The sequence below is a fragment of the Streptomyces sp. NPDC086519 genome (assembly GCF_040686075.1).
GTDB classification, from domain to species: Bacteria; Actinomycetota; Actinomycetes; order Streptomycetales; family Streptomycetaceae; genus Streptomyces; species Streptomyces shenzhenensis.
Genome location: NZ_JBFBJL010000058.1, coordinates 1 through 14,465, shown reverse-complemented (window position 1 = coordinate 14,465; position 14,465 = coordinate 1). Strand labels below are relative to the sequence as shown.

The 14,465-nt window shown below is 71.9% G+C and carries 8 protein-coding genes; 7 read left to right on the top strand and 1 reads right to left on the bottom strand.

The window, feature by feature from the left end:
- The first annotated feature begins 111 nt into the window (after positions 1–111).
- The 7 genes from AB0P24_RS37200 to AB0P24_RS37170 all read left to right on the top strand — a co-directional run bounded on the left by AB0P24_RS37200 (position 112) and on the right by AB0P24_RS37170 (position 12,543).
- Positions 112–2,025, top strand: coding sequence for an ABC transporter ATP-binding protein (locus AB0P24_RS37200; RefSeq protein WP_365801926.1), 1,914 nt, complete (start codon positions 112–114; stop codon positions 2,023–2,025).
- Positions 2,022–3,908, top strand: a complete 1,887-nt coding sequence (locus AB0P24_RS37195) for an ABC transporter ATP-binding protein (protein WP_365801924.1) — start codon at positions 2,022–2,024, stop codon at positions 3,906–3,908. The genes AB0P24_RS37200 and AB0P24_RS37195 overlap by 4 nt, the downstream gene beginning before the upstream one ends.
- Before the next feature lie 23 nt (positions 3,909–3,931).
- Complete coding sequence (locus AB0P24_RS37190) at positions 3,932–5,911, top strand: ABC transporter ATP-binding protein (protein WP_365801922.1); 1,980 nt, start codon at positions 3,932–3,934, stop codon at positions 5,909–5,911.
- On the top strand, positions 5,908–7,650 hold the full coding sequence (locus AB0P24_RS37185) for an ABC transporter ATP-binding protein (RefSeq protein ID WP_365801920.1): 1,743 nt from the start codon (positions 5,908–5,910) through the stop codon (positions 7,648–7,650). Before AB0P24_RS37190 ends, AB0P24_RS37185 begins: the two co-directional genes overlap by 4 nt.
- A gap of 357 nt (positions 7,651–8,007) precedes the next feature.
- On the top strand, positions 8,008–10,062 hold the full coding sequence (locus AB0P24_RS37180) for a M4 family metallopeptidase (RefSeq protein ID WP_365801918.1): 2,055 nt from the start codon (positions 8,008–8,010) through the stop codon (positions 10,060–10,062).
- Positions 10,063–10,313: 251 nt separating this feature from the next.
- Entirely contained in the window at positions 10,314–11,960 is a 1,647-nt protein-coding gene (locus AB0P24_RS37175; RefSeq protein WP_365801916.1) for a M4 family metallopeptidase, read from the top strand.
- Between the two features lie 70 nt (positions 11,961–12,030).
- Entirely contained in the window at positions 12,031–12,543 is a 513-nt protein-coding gene (locus AB0P24_RS37170; RefSeq protein WP_365801915.1) for a DUF1990 domain-containing protein, read from the top strand.
- Positions 12,544–12,637: 94 nt separating this feature from the next.
- Here AB0P24_RS37170 and AB0P24_RS37165 read toward each other — a convergent pair whose 3' ends face one another.
- On the bottom strand, positions 12,638–13,897 hold the full coding sequence (locus AB0P24_RS37165; protein WP_365801913.1) for an IPT/TIG domain-containing protein: 1,260 nt from the start codon (positions 13,895–13,897) through the stop codon (positions 12,638–12,640).
- Positions 13,898–14,465: the final 568 nt, after the last annotated feature.

Here is a 14,465-nt window from a genome sequence, read left to right as displayed (position 1 = left end):
CGGATCCGGTGGTACGACGGCTCGAACGGGCTGGTCGTAGGTCCAGCGGCGGATTCCGGTCCGGCCAAAACTCGGTGGGCGTTGTCAGTGCCGATCCGTAGGCTCGCCCTGATGCCTGCGAAACGTGCAACCGCCAAGGACCGCTCCGCCGTCCGTGTCCTGCTGCGCCTGTGGCCGTACGTACGGCCGGTGCGGATGCGGCTGTCCATCGCCGCGTTCGTGGCGATCGTCGCCTCCTGCACGGGACTCGTGATCCCCCTCGTCCTGAAGTGGATGGTGGACGGCCCGGTGGCCGACCGCGACCCGGCCGGGGTGTGGCTCGGCGCGCTGTACCTGCTGCTGCTCGGCATCGCGGAGGCACTCCTCTTCGGGCTGCGCCGCTGGCTGGTCGCCCGGCCCCTCTCCCATGTCGAGGCGGAGATGCGGGCGGACCTCTACGGCCATCTCCAGCGTCTGCCGGTCGCCTTCCACGACCGCTGGGCCTCCGGCCAGCTGCTCTCCCGGGCCACCACCGACCTGATGCTGCTCCGCATGTTCCTCGCCTTCCCGCTGACCTTCCTCCTGGTCAACGGGGTGACGATCCTCGTCGGCGTACTGATCATGCTGGCGCAGGACTGGACGCTGGGCCTGGTCATCCTCGGCCCCGCGATCCCCGTGATCTGGACGTGCGCGACCTTCGAGAAGCGGTACGCGGACGTGGCCCGGCTCGCCCAGGACCAGGTCGGCGACCTCACCACGGTGGTCGAGGAGAGCGTGCTCGGCATCCGCATCGTCAAGGGCTTCGGCCGCCACCGCAGCCAGGCCCACGCGTTCCGCGAACTGGTACGGACCCTGCGGGGCACGGAACTGCGCAAGGCACGGATGCTGGCGATGATCTGGGCCGTCATCGTGACCCTGCCGGAGGTGGCGATCGGGGCGGCGCTGCTGTGGGGGTGCGTCCAGGTCGCGGAGCACCAGCTGAGCGCGGGGACGCTGGTGGCGTTCCTGTCGACGGCACTGGCGCTGAGATGGCCGGTGGAGTCGATCGGCTTCCTGCTGGCGATGAGCCAGGAGGCCGCCACCGCCACGGAGCGGTACTTCGAGGTGCGGGACGCGTTGCGGGAGGGCGCCGACTCGTCGTCGGCCGCGGGTGCGCCGGGGCCGGCCGCGCCGTTCCCCGCGCCCCTTGCGGGGCGCTGTTCAGCCGCCGGTCGAGCAGCGCCCCGAAGGGGCGCGGGGAACGGCGCGACCAGCCCCCACCGGTCCGCACCCGACAACGGCCCTCTCTCCTCCGCCCCCGAACCCGACGGCATCCGCTTCGAGAACGTGCGGTTCCGCTACCCGGACGCGTCCCCCGACTCACCCCCGACCCTCGACCTGGTCGACCTGCACATCCGCCCCGGCGAGTCCATGGCCCTCGTCGGCGCCACCGGCAGTGGCAAGACCACGCTCACCGCGCTCATCCCCCGCCTGCACGAGGTCACCTCCGGGCGGATCACCCTCGACGGCCGGGACATCGCGGCCATGCCCCGCGCGGAACTGCGCTCCCTCGTCGCCGTGGCCTTCGAGGAGCCCACCCTCTTCTCCGCCTCCGTCGGCGAGAACGTGCTCATGGGAGCCGACGACGGCGCCGGCGCACCCGAGTTGGCACGGGCCCTCGCCGTCGCGCAGGCCGATTTCGCGCACGCCCTCCCCCAGGGCACCGGCACCCAGGTCGGCGAGCAGGGCCTCAGCCTCTCCGGCGGCCAGCGCCAGCGCCTCGCGCTCGCCCGGGCCGTCGTCGGCCGGCCCCGCTTCCTCGTGCTGGACGACCCGCTCTCCGCCCTGGACGTGCACACCGAGGCCGCCGTCGAGGCCGCCCTCCGTGACGTACTCGCCGACACCACGGCGCTGATCGTCGCCCACCGCCCCTCCACCGTCCTGCTCGCCGACCGCGTCGCCCTGCTCTCCGGCGGCCGGGTCACCGCCGTCGGCACCCACCACGAACTGCTGCGTACCAACGCCGAGTACGCCCACCTGATGTCCGGGGAGGATCACCGCCGATGACCGCAGCCACCTCCCTGACCGCCCACGACGAGGACGACGAACGCCCTCGCCCGGATCCGGCCGACCCCGGCGGGACCGCCGAGTCCCCCACCGGCGACCCCTTCGACCGGGACGTCCTGCCCACCCCGCCCGGCGCCACCGCCACCCTGCTGCGCTCACTCCTCGCCCCCATGAAGGCGCGGGTCGCCGGCACCACGCTCCTGCTGCTGCTCCAGCAGGCGGCGGTCCAGGCGGGCCCGCTGCTGGTGGCGTACGCCATCGACACGGCCGTACCGGCGTTCCGCCGCCACGACCACGGCCCGCTGTTCGCGGTGGCGGCCGGTTACGGCCTGAGCGCGCTGCTCGCCGGCGGCCTCCAGTACGCGTTCATCCGGGCGTCCGCGCGCGTCAACCAGGACGTGCTCCTCGACCTGCGCGGCCGCATCTTCCGGCACGCGCAGGCACTGAGCATCGACTTCCACGAGCGCTACACGTCCGGCCGCCTCATCTCCCGCTCCACCACGGACGTCGAGTCGCTGCGCGAGCTCCTGGCCGAGGGCCTCCAGGAGCTGGTCACGGTCATCCTGTCCTTCCTCTACATCTCGGCGATGCTGCTCTGGCTGGACCTGGGTCTCGGCGCGGTCGCGGTGGCCAGTTTCGTACCGCTGTACCTGCTGGTCCGGCTGTACCAGCGGCGCGCGGTACGGGTGTACAAGGCGCGGTCCACGGCGATCGCGGCGGTGATCGTGAAGTTCGTGGAGACGATGAACGGCATCCGCCCGGTGCGCGCGTTCCGCCGGGAGGCCGCCAACGACGCCGAGTTCGCCGTACTGAACCGCCGCCACGAACGCACGAACGGCGACGCGCTCCTCGAAATGGCGCGGTACGTGGTCGGCTCCCGGCTGGTGGCCAACACCTCGGTCGCGGTGATCGTGCTGTGGGGCGCCTACCGGGTGGCGTCCGGCTCCCTGGAGCTGGGCGTCCTGGCCGCGGCCGTCCTCTACCTGCGACGGCTGTACGACCCGATCGACCGCCTGGGCATGTTCCTCAACTCTTACCAGTCGGCCGCCGCCTCCCTGGAGAAGATCGCGGGCCTGCTGGCCCAGACCCCGTCCGTCCCGGAGCCCTCGGTCCCGAAGGAACTGCCCCCGCCGGCGGCCGAACTCCCCGGCCGCGAGGTCGTCTTCGACGGGGTCAGCTTCGCCTACCGCACCGGCGGCGAGGTGCTCCCCCGCTTCGACCTCACCCTCCCGGCCGGGCAGACGGTCGCCGTCGTCGGCTCCACCGGCGCCGGCAAGTCGACGCTCGCCAAACTGCTCGCCCGCTTCTACGACCCCTCCACCGGCCGGGTCCTCCTCGACGGCGTCGACCTGCGCGAACTGACCGTGCCCGAACTGCGGCGCGGGGTCGTGATGGTCACCCAGGAGGCGTTCCTGTTCTCCGGCACGGTCGCGGAGAACATCGCCATCGGCCGCCCGGACGCCACCCGGGCGGAGATCGAGCAGGCGGCGAAGGCGATCGGCGCCCACGAGTTCATCACCGCGCTGCCCGACGGGTACGACACGGACGTCCGCAAGCGCGGCGGGCGCATTTCGGCGGGGCAGCGCCAACTGGTCGCGTTCGCACGCGCCTTGCTGGCCGACCCCGCGGTGCTGATCCTCGACGAGGCGACCAGTTCCCTGGACATCCCCGGCGAACGGGCCGTGCAGCGCGCGATGACGACCGTGCTCAAGGGCCGTACGGCGGTGGTGATCGCGCACCGGCTGTCCACCGTGGAGATCGCCGACCGGGTGCTGGTGATGGAACACGGACGCGTCGTCGAGGACGGCCGGCCGGCCGAACTCATCGCCGGCACGGGCCGGTTCGCTGATCTGCACAGGGCGTGGCGGGACAGTCTCGCGTAGCCGCAAGGACGGGGGTTGGCAGGGTGATCGACGCCTACGAGGATCCGGGCACGCCCGACACGCGCGGCGGCTGGTCCTACCTGTGGTGGCTGGTGGCCCGCCAGCCGGGCCGCTCGCTGGCCGGGGCGCTGCTCGGCAGCGTCTGGCTGACGCTGATGGCCGGGACGCCGTACATGATGGCCCGGGCCGTCGACGACGGCCTGGTGCCGGGCCGTATGGCGGTGCTGGCCGGCTGGTCGGCGGCGATCTTCCTCCTCGGGGCGGTCAACGCCTGGGTCAGCATCATGCGCCACCGCACGATGACCCGGGTGCGGATGGACGCGTACTTCCGCACCGTCAAGGTGGTCGTCGGGCACGCGGTACGGCTCGGCGCCGAACTGCCGCGCCGGGCCGACGCCGGGGAGATCGTCACGATCGGCGTCGCCGACGTGCACACCATCGCCCAGGCGCTGACCGTCGTCGGCCCCGGGGTGGGCGCGGTCGTCGTGTACGCGGTGGTGGCCGGCCTCCTGATGCCGATCTCGCCCCTGCTGACCGGCGTGGTGCTGCTGGGGGTGCCGGTGGTGGCCCTGATCGCGGGCCCGCTGGCCCGGCGGCTGCAGGGCAGGGAGACCGAGTACCGGGAACGCCAGAGCGTCCTCACGGCCCGCATCGGCGACCTCGCGGGCGGCCTGCGCGTCCTCAACGGCCTCGGCGGCAAGGACCTGTTCGCGGACGCCTTCCGCCGCGACTCCCAGCACCTGCGCGCCCAGGGCTACCGGGTGGGCGCGGTCGCCAGCTGGGTCCAGGCCCTCGGCATGGGCCTGCCGACGGTCTTCCTCGCCGTGGTCACCTGGATCGCGGCCCGCATGGCGGCCCGCGGCGACATCACGGTGGGCCAACTGGTCTCGGTCTACGGCTATGTCGCCGTCCTGGTGGGCCCGGTCGCGTTCTTCCTCGACATGGGCTACCAGCTGAGCCGGGGCGTGGTGGCCGCCCGCAGGGTGGTAAGTCTCCTGCGCCACGAGCCCCGACCGGACGAGGGCACCCAGCAGGCCCCGGCCGAACCGGCCGTCCTGCACGACCCGGAGTCGGGCGTACGGGTCCGCCCGGGCCGCCTGACGGCCCTGGTGGGCGCCAGTTCGACGGAGACGGGGGCGGTGGTGGACCGCCTGGGCCGCTACACCCCGTCGAACGCGACGTGGGGAGAGGTACGCCTGGACGCCGTCCCCCTGCCGGAGGTACGCACCCGCATCCTCGTCGCCGACAACGACGCCCACTTCTTCGCCGACACGTTGCGCAACGCACTGGGCGCCTACGACGCGCCCCGAAGGGGCACGGGGTCACATCACCTGCGCGGCTGCCACAACGCGCCCCATAGGGGCGCGGGGCTGTACCGAATGTGCGGCTGCCGCCGCGCGGGCGCGAGCAACCCCGACGCACCCGCACCCACCGACGCACCTCAAGCCGCACCCCCGTCCCCACCCACCGACGCACCTCAAACCGCACCCCCCTCCGCACCCACCGACGCACCTCAAACCGCACCCCCCTCCGCACCCACCGACGCACCTCAAACCGCACCCCCGGCCGCACCCCCGTCCGCGGACCTCACCCAGGCCCTGCACGCCGCCGCGGCCGACGACATCGTCCAGGCCCTCCCCCACGGCCTCGACTCCGAACTCACCGCCCAGGCCCGCGACCTCTCCGGCGGCCAGCGTCAACGCATCCGCCTCGCCCGCGCCCTCCTCGCCGACCCCGAGGTCCTCCTCGCCGTGGAACCCACCTCCGCCCTGGACGCCCACACGGAGGCCCTCGTGGCGGAGCGCCTGCGCACCGCCCGCGACGGCCGTACCACTCTCCTCACCACCACCTCCCCCCTGATGCTGGCCCACGCCGACGAAGTGATCTTCCTGGTCGACGGCAAGGCCGCCGCGACCGGCACTCACGAGGGACTGCTCGACCGCGCACCCGGATACCGGGCCCTGGTGGCCCGGGACACGGAGGACGAGGAGGTCGTACGGTGACGACGAGCCAGCTGCCCGTCGCCGGCCGCGCCGACGTCCGCCGGGCCGCCCTCCGCCTGGTGAAGGCGGACCGCGGTGCCTTCGCCGCCGCCCTGCTGCTGAACGCGGCCGCGGCCGGCGCCGGCCTGGCCGGCCCGTGGCTGGTCGGCCGGATCGTGGACGAGGTACGGGCCGGCCGCGGGGTCGGCGCCGTGGACCACCTCGCCCGGTGGATCCTGCTCTGCTCCCTCGCCCAGCTGCTGCTCGCCCGCTCGGCCCGCTACCTGGGCCACCGCTTCGGCGAGCGGACCCTGGCCCGCGTCCGCGAGGAGTTCGTGGACCGGGCCCTCGCGCTGCCCGCGTCGGTCGTGGAGCGGTCCGGCACCGGCGACCTGACCGCGCGCGGCACGGGCGACGTGAGCACCGTCGGCACCACCCTGCGGGACGCCGGGCCGGAGCTGCTGGTCAACACGGTGCAGGCGCTGTTCGTGATGGGCGCGGTGTTCGTCCTCGACCCGGCGCTGGCCGCGCTCGGGGTGCTCGGACTGACCCCGGTCTGGCTCGCGCTGCGCTGGTATCTGCGCCGGGCCCGGGACGGCTATCTCGCCGAGGGCGCGGCGACCTCCGGGGTCGCGGAGATCGTCACGGCGACGGTCACGGGCGCCCGGACGGTGGAGGCGTTCCGGCTCCAGGAGCAGCGGATCACGGCGAGCCGGGACGCACTGGAGACCAACCGGAAGGCCCGCTTCTACACCCTGTGGCTGCGGACCGTGTTCTTCCCCGCCGTCGAGGTGTCGTACGCGGTGCCGGTGTCCGGCGTGCTGCTGGTCGGCGGGCTGCTGCACGTCGGCGTGGGCGTGGTGGTGTCGGCGGCGCTGTATCTGCGGCAGTTCACGGAACCGCTGGACCAGATCCTGATGCGGGTGGAGCAACTCCAGTCCAGCGGCGCCTCGTTCGCGCGGGTGGAGGGGCTGGCGCGGGCCCCGCGGGCGGTGGCGGACGGCGCGGCGCCCGCTCCGGCGGACGACCGGATCGACGTGCGCGGGGTGCGGTACGCCTACGAGCGCGGCGGCGAGGTGCTGCGCGGGGTGGATCTGACGGTGCGGCCCGGGGAGCGGCTCGCGGTGGTCGGGCCGTCCGGCGCCGGGAAGACGACACTGAGCCGCCTGCTGGCGGGCGTCGACGCGCCCGGCTCGGGCACGGTGACGGTGGGCGGGGTGCCGATCGCGGGGCTGGAACCGGAGCGGCTGCGCCGCCAGGTCGTCCTGGTCACCCAGGAGCACCACGTCTTCCTCGGCACGGTCCGGGACAACCTGCTGATCGCCGACCCGGCCGCGACCGACGCCGGTCTGTGGACGGCGCTGGCCGCCGTCGGCGCCGACGACTGGGTGCGCGGCCTGCCCGACGGCCTGGACACCCCGCTCGGCACGGGCGGCCCGGCCACCGACGGCTCCCGGGCCCAGCAACTGGCGCTGGCCCGGGTGGTGCTGGCCGACCCGCACACGCTGATCCTGGACGAGGCGACCGCGCTGCTGGACCCGGCGACCGCCCGGCACACCGAGCGCGCCCTGGCCGCCGTACTCGCAGGCCGTACGGTCATCGCCATCGCCCACCGGCTGCACACCGCCCATGACGCCGACCGGGTGGCCGTGATGGAGAACGGCCTGCTCACCGAAGTCGGCACGCACGACGAGCTGGTGGCGGCGGGCGGCGCGTACGCGGCGCTGTGGGCGACCTGGCACGGCGAGAAGGCGCCCTGAGCCGCGGTCACCGCCGCGGCCTCTGCCGCCCTTGACGCCCTTGACGCCCTTGACGCCCTTGACGCCCTTGACGCCCTTGACGCCCCCTCAACGATCCGCATACCGAACATGAACATCCGGTCAACGAACGATTTCCGGCCAAGTTCCTGACGCGGTCCTGACAGGTGGCGTTTTCTGCTGCCACTCTTCCCACGGCCGACTCACAGCAACCCCACAGATTCGCCCCACCGCTGCTGTCGAGCCGGGTACTGCACACGCACGTGGTTCCGCGTTCCGCCCAGTTCTGCCCGGCCGGCCCACCCGCCGTCCGGGTCTCCCCTGGCCGTGCGACCCGCGGCCATGCAGAAGGAGTCAGTGTTGAGAAGCAGTTCCTCGCGCAGACGCACCCCCCACAGCACCCCCCACAGCACGTACCGGCGCACCGCTGCCGTCGCCCTCGCGGGCGTCACCGCCCTGATCGCCGCCGCCGTCCAGTCGGGCACCGCCAGCGCCGCCCCGGCGGCCCCGCAGTCCGGCCGGGCCAACCCGGCCCACGCGGCCGTCAAGCTCTCCCCCTCGCAGCGCGCGGAGCTGCTCCGCGACGCGAGCGCCGAACGGGCCGCCACCGCCAGGGCGATAGGCCTCGGCGCCCAGGAGAAGCTGATCGTCAAGGACGTCGCCAAGGACGCCGACGGCACCCTGCACACCCGCTACGAGCGCACCTACGCCGGTCTCCCGGTGCTCGGCGGCGACCTGATCGTCGACACCGCCAGGTCGGGCGCCACCGAGCGGGTCATCAAGGCGAACAGCCACACCCTCAAGGTCGCCGACCTGACCCCGGCCAAGAGCGCGGCGAGCGCCGAGAAGACGGCCCTCGCGGCCGCCAGGACGCTGGGCTCCACCAAGTCCGCGGCCGACGGCGCCCGCAAGGTGATCTGGGCCGGCTCGGGCACCCCCGTCCTCGCCTACGAGACGGTCGTCGGCGGCTTCCAGGACGACGGCACCCCCAACCAGCTGCACGTCATCACCGACGCCGCCACCGGCAAGAAGCTCTTCGAGTACCAGGGCGTCGAGAACGTCACCGGCACCGGCAACACCCAGTACAGCGGGACGGTGTCGCTGTCGACGACCCAGTCGGGCTCGACGTACAACCTGACCGACGGCGACCGCGGCGGCCACAAGACGTACAACCTGAACCACGGCACCTCGGGCACCGGCACGCTGTTCTCCCAGTCGAGCAACACCTGGGGCAACGGCACCACGTCGAACGCCGCCACCGCGGGCGCCGACGCGCACTACGGGGCCGCGGAGACCTGGGACTTCTACAAGAACACCTTCGGGCGCAGCGGCATCAAGAACGACGGCGTCGGCGCCTACTCCCGCGTGCACTACGGCAACTCGTACGTGAACGCCTTCTGGGACGACAGCTGCTTCTGCATGACCTACGGCGACGGCTCCAACAACGCGGACCCGCTGACCGCCCTCGACGTGGCCGGCCACGAGATGAGCCACGGCGTCACGTCGAACACGGCCGGCCTCAACTACAGCGGTGAGTCCGGCGGCCTGAACGAGGCCACCTCCGACATCATGGGCACCGGCGTGGAGTTCTACGCCAACAACTCCACCGACGTCGGCGACTACCTCATCGGCGAGAAGATCGACATCAACGGCGACGGCACCCCGCTGCGCTACATGGACCAGCCCAGCAAGGACGGCGCGTCCAAGGACAGCTGGTACTCGGGGCTCGGCGGCCTCGACGTGCACTACTCGTCCGGTCCCGCCAACCACTTCTTCTACCTGCTGAGCGAGGGCAGCGGCGCCAAGGTCGTCAACGGCGTCAGCTACAACTCGCCGACGGCGGACGGCCTTCCGGTCACCGGTATCGGCCGGGACAAGGCGCTGCAGATCTGGTACCGCGCGCTCACCACCAAGTTCACCTCGACCACCAACTACGCGAGCGCCCGCACCGGCACCCTCGCGGCGGCGGGCGAGCTGTACGGCACCACCAGCGCCGAGTACAAGGCGGTGCAGGACGCCTGGGCGGCCGTGGCGGTCGGCTCGCGCTCCGGCGGTGGCGGCACGGGCACCTCGTACGAGAGCAGCACGCCCGTGTCGATTCCGGACAACGGGCCCGCGGTCACCTCGTCCATCACGGTCTCCGGCCGGACCGGGAACGCGCCGAGCAACTTGCAGGTAACGCCGAATATCAGCCACACCTGGCGCGGCGACCTGGTGATCGATCTCGTCGGCCCGTCCGGAACGTCGTACCGCCTGAAGAACTTCAGCTCGTCCGACTCGGCGGACGACGTGACGGACACCTACACGGTGAACGCCTCGTCCGAATCGGCCAATGGCACCTGGAAGTTGAAGGTCCAGGACCAGGCCGCGCAGGACGTCGGCACGATCAACGGGTGGAAGCTGACCTTCCCGTAACCGCAGGTTGCGCACGCGCGCGCCGGGCGCCGTCCAGGGGGAGCGTCCCCTCGGGCGGCGCCCGTTTTACATGGTCGCAACGTTCACCCAACACCTGCTTTTCGGCCAACATCACTTCAGGGTCATGACATGTACGCGACCTTGATGTCACTCTTCCATCACCCGTCGCACAGCACAGCAACTTCACAACCCCACAGTCGGGTCGGAAGCCCCAACTCCGCCCGAACTCCCCACATCCTGAAGGAGCTTGAGTGAGCCCCCGCTACGCGCGTCACAAGCGCACCACGCTCGCCATCGCCACCGCTGTCGCCGCCGGCGCCCTCCTCACCACCGGTATGACCGCGAACGCCTCGGCCGCCGACAAGCAGCCGCTGGCCGCCGCCCCCACCCTGCTCTCCAACTCCGCCCGCACCGCCCTCATCCAGAAGGCGGAGGCGAACGTCGCCGAGACGGGCCGGCAGATAGGCCTCGGCGCCAAGGAGAAGCTGGTCGTCAAGGACGTCGTGAAGGACGTCGACGGCACGGTCCACACGCGCTACGAGCGCACCTACGCGGGCCTGCCCGTCCTCGGCGGCGACCTCGTCGTCCACACCTCCAAGGCCGGCAAGACCGAGGGCGTCACCAAGGCGACCAAGGCGACCATCAAGGTGGCCTCCCTGAAGCCCCAGCTCACCGTGGCCAAGGCCGAGAAGGCGGCTCTCACCGCCGCCAGGACGCTGGGCTCCACCAAGTCGGCCGCCGACGGCGCCCGCAAGGTGATCTGGGCCGGCTCGGGCACCCCCGTCCTCGCCTACGAGACGGTCGTCGGCGGCTTCCAGGACGACGGCACCCCCAACCAGCTGCACGTCATCACCGACGCCGCCACCGGCAAGAAGCTCTTCGAGTACCAGGGCATCGAGAACGCCACCGGCACCGGCAAGACCCTGTACTCGGGCACGGTCAGCCTCACCACCACGCTGTCGGGTTCGACGTACTCGCTGACCGACGCCTCCCGCGGCGGCCACAAGACGTACAACCTGAAGCACACCTCCAGCTCCGGCACCGGCACCCTGTTCACCAACACCACGAACACGTGGGGCACCGGCACCGCTTCCAGCTCCAGCACCGACGTGACCGCGGCCGCGGACGCCGCCTACGGCGCGCAGGAGACCTGGGACTTCTACAAGAGCACCTTCGGGCGCAGCGGCATCAAGAACGACGGCGTCGGCGCCTACTCCCGGGTCCACTACGGCAGCTCGTACGTCAACGCCTTCTGGGACGACAGCTGCTTCTGCATGACCTACGGCGACGGCTCCGGCAACACCCACCCGCTGACCTCGCTGGACGTGGCCGGCCACGAGATGAGCCACGGCGTCACCTCCAACACCGCCGGTCTCAACTACAGCGGTGAGTCGGGCGGCCTGAACGAGGCCACCTCGGACATCTTCGGCACGGGTGTCGAGTTCTACGCGGCCAACGCCTCGGACCCCGGTGACTACCTCATCGGCGAGAAGATCGACATCAACGGCGACGGCACGCCGCTGCGCTACATGGACCAGCCCAGCAAGGACGGCGGCTCCGCCAACTACTGGTCCTCCTCGGTCGGCAACCTCGACGTGCACTACTCGTCCGGTGTCGCGAACCACTTCTTCTACCTCCTCTCGGAGGGCAGCGGTTCGAAGACCATCAACGGCGTCAGCTACAACTCGCCGACGTACAACGGCTCCACGGTCACCGGCATCGGCCGGGACAAGGCCCTGCAGATCTGGTACAAGGCCCTGACCACGTACTTCACGTCGACCACCAACTACAAGTCGGCCCGGACCGGCACGCTGTCCGCGGCGGCCGCGCTGTACGGCTCCGGCTCCGCCGAGTACAACGCGGTGGCGGCGGCCTGGTCGGCGGTCAACGTCAGCTGACCGAGCACCGAGCGGCACGGCGGGCCCCCGGGGAGAAGGCTCCCCGGGGGCCCGCCCTACGCTCTGTCCCATGTCCTTCACGTACGAGGCGGTCGGCGCCACCCGCGAGAACCTGGCCGCCTGCCCGCCTGGCTTCCACCCGCTGCATGTGCGCACGCGCATAGGCGAGGGCCAGGAGGTCTTCCACCGGGCCGCCGAGGCGGTCCTCACCTGGGAACTGCACCGCGCCCTCGGTGTGGGCATCGACGCCGCCGCCGACCGCGCGGCCCCCGGCGTCGACGTCACCGTCACCCTGGCCGGCCTCCTCAGGGCCCCCTGCCGAATAGTCTGGACGGCCGAGGAGTCCCGGCGGGCCGGCTGGGCCTACGGCACCCTGCCCGGCCACCCCGAATGCGGCGAGGAGGCCTTCGTGGTCGACCGCACGGGCGACGGCACGGTCTGGCTCACGGTCGCCGCCTTCAGCAAGCCCGCCAAGTGGTACGCCCGCGCAGGCGGCCCGGCGACCCGGGGGTTGCAGCACGCGTACGCACGGCGCTGCGGGGCGGTGCTCAGGAGGCTGTGCGCGGAGCAGGCCGAGGACTGACCGGCGATTCACGTCCGTCGGTGCCGCGGAGAGATCGCCGTGGGGGCCGCGGCCTGCCGCTCGGTCGGCCGCCCCGCTCGCCCGTCGTCGTGGATCAGACGTAGGTGTAGGGGAAGGCGTTGCTGTTGCCGGCCGGGGTGTGGACCTGGACGCTGACGCTTCCGGCCGCGTGGGGCGGAGCCGTGGCGACGACGAGGTTGTCCGAGATCACGGTGAACGCGGCCGGGTTTCCGCCGAAGGTCACGGAGTCGGTGAAGGTGAGGTTGGAGCCGCCGATGGTGATGGCCTCACCGCCCGACGTCGAGCCCGTGTCCGGGGTGAGCGACGTGATCACGGGGGTGCCCAGGTACGTGTAGTACGGGTTCCCGAGGCCCACGGTGCTGGTGCCGCCGGGTGTGGTCACGGTGACCACGACCGTGCCGGTTCCGGCAGGGGCGATCGCCGTGACCTCACTGTCGGAGACCACCGTGAAGCCGGTGGCGGGGTTCGCGCCGAAGTCGACGGCGGTGGTGAGGGCCAGGTTGCTGCCGGTGATGTCGACGCTGGTACCGCCGGACTCCGGACCGAAGTGCGGCTCCACGTCGAAGACGACGGGGGCGGCGACGTAGGTGTACGGCAGTGCGTTGCTGGTGCCGCCCGGCGTGGTCACGGTCACGTTCATCGTGGACGGCACTCCTGGGGGAGCGGTGACGGTGACCGAGGTGGCGGTGACGCCGGTGATGGTGGCGGGGGTGAACCCGAAGAGAACCAGCGTGGTGCCGGTCAGATTGGTGCCGGCGATGACGACGGTGTTGCCGCCCGCCATGGGCCCGTCGGGGGGAGTGAGGCTGCTGATCGTGGGCGCCGGAACGAAGGTGTAGGTGTAGGGGAGCGGGTTGCTGACACCCCCCGGCGTGGTGACCGTGACGTTCACGGTCCCGCTTCCCGCGGGCGTGATCACCGTGATCTGTGTGGGGGTGACATGGGTGATCGCGCCGGGACTCGCGCCGAAGAGAACCAGCGTGGCACCCGAGAGGTTGGAGCCGTTGATGACCACGGTGGTCCCACCCGCCGCGGGCCCGCTCGGCGGAGCCAGACTGGTGATGGTCGGAGCCGCCACCGCGGTGTAGGTGAAGGTCACGTTCTGGGTGCTGGTTCCCCCCGGTCCGGTGACCGTCACGTTGACCGTTCCGGTGCCTGCCGGGGTCGTGGCCGTGATCTGTGTGTCGCTCACGACGACGACGTTGGTGGCGTGAGCTGAACCGAACCTGACCGCGACGGCGCCGGTTAAACCGGAACCGGTGATCGTGACGGCGGTGCCTCCCGCCTGACTGCCTTGACTGGGGCTGACGCTGGTGACTACGGGTGGTGCCATGATGCTTCTTCTCCTTCTTGTGCCGTGCGGACGACCGCGCCCTGGCCGGACGACTGTCGGCCAGGGCGGGAGGGGCACCGTCGGCCGCGCCATGCGAGGCGGCCGACGGCGGCTGCGCGTGGTGCCGTACCCGCCGAGGTCGTCAGGTGCAGGTGCAGGCCCTTGCGGGCCCCGGCTCGCCACGGATTTCAGCGGAGGCTGCCTGAGCGAGGTGAGAGGGGACTCGTTTCCTCTCGTGCCCGGGCGCGAGAGGGCGAGTCGGGCGCGGAACGGGACGGGTACCAAAGTCACGGTGGTACCGAAGCGCTCACTCAATGCGAGTGAACCAAAAGAGCGATAAGCGCGGGAGGTGCAACAAGGTATTTTCGGAGGCTTGTGTGACTGTCTGAAAAAGCTTCGCAATTGCGCCCCGCACGCCGGAGCGCGCTCCGCCGGAGAAACGCCCCGCGCCCCTGGCACAGGCCCGGGGCGCGGGGGGGTCGGACCACCGGGGGGCACCCCCCCGCGCACCCCCGGCCGCCCGCCCGGGCCCGATCGGGAGAGCACACCGCAGAACACCCGTCACACA

Bases quoted from the DNA above. Each gene is read 5' to 3' on its own strand.
- AB0P24_RS37170 (WP_365801915.1), top strand. From the start codon at position 12,031: ATGTCCTTCACGTACGAGGCGGTCGGCGCCACCCGCGAGAACCTGGCC.
- AB0P24_RS37165 (WP_365801913.1), bottom strand. From the start codon at position 13,897: ATGGCACCACCCGTAGTCACCAGCGTCAGCCCCAGTCAAGGCAGTCAG.
- AB0P24_RS37200 (WP_365801926.1), top strand. From the start codon at position 112: ATGCCTGCGAAACGTGCAACCGCCAAGGACCGCTCCGCCGTCCGTGTC.
- AB0P24_RS37195 (WP_365801924.1), top strand. From the start codon at position 2,022: ATGACCGCAGCCACCTCCCTGACCGCCCACGACGAGGACGACGAACGC.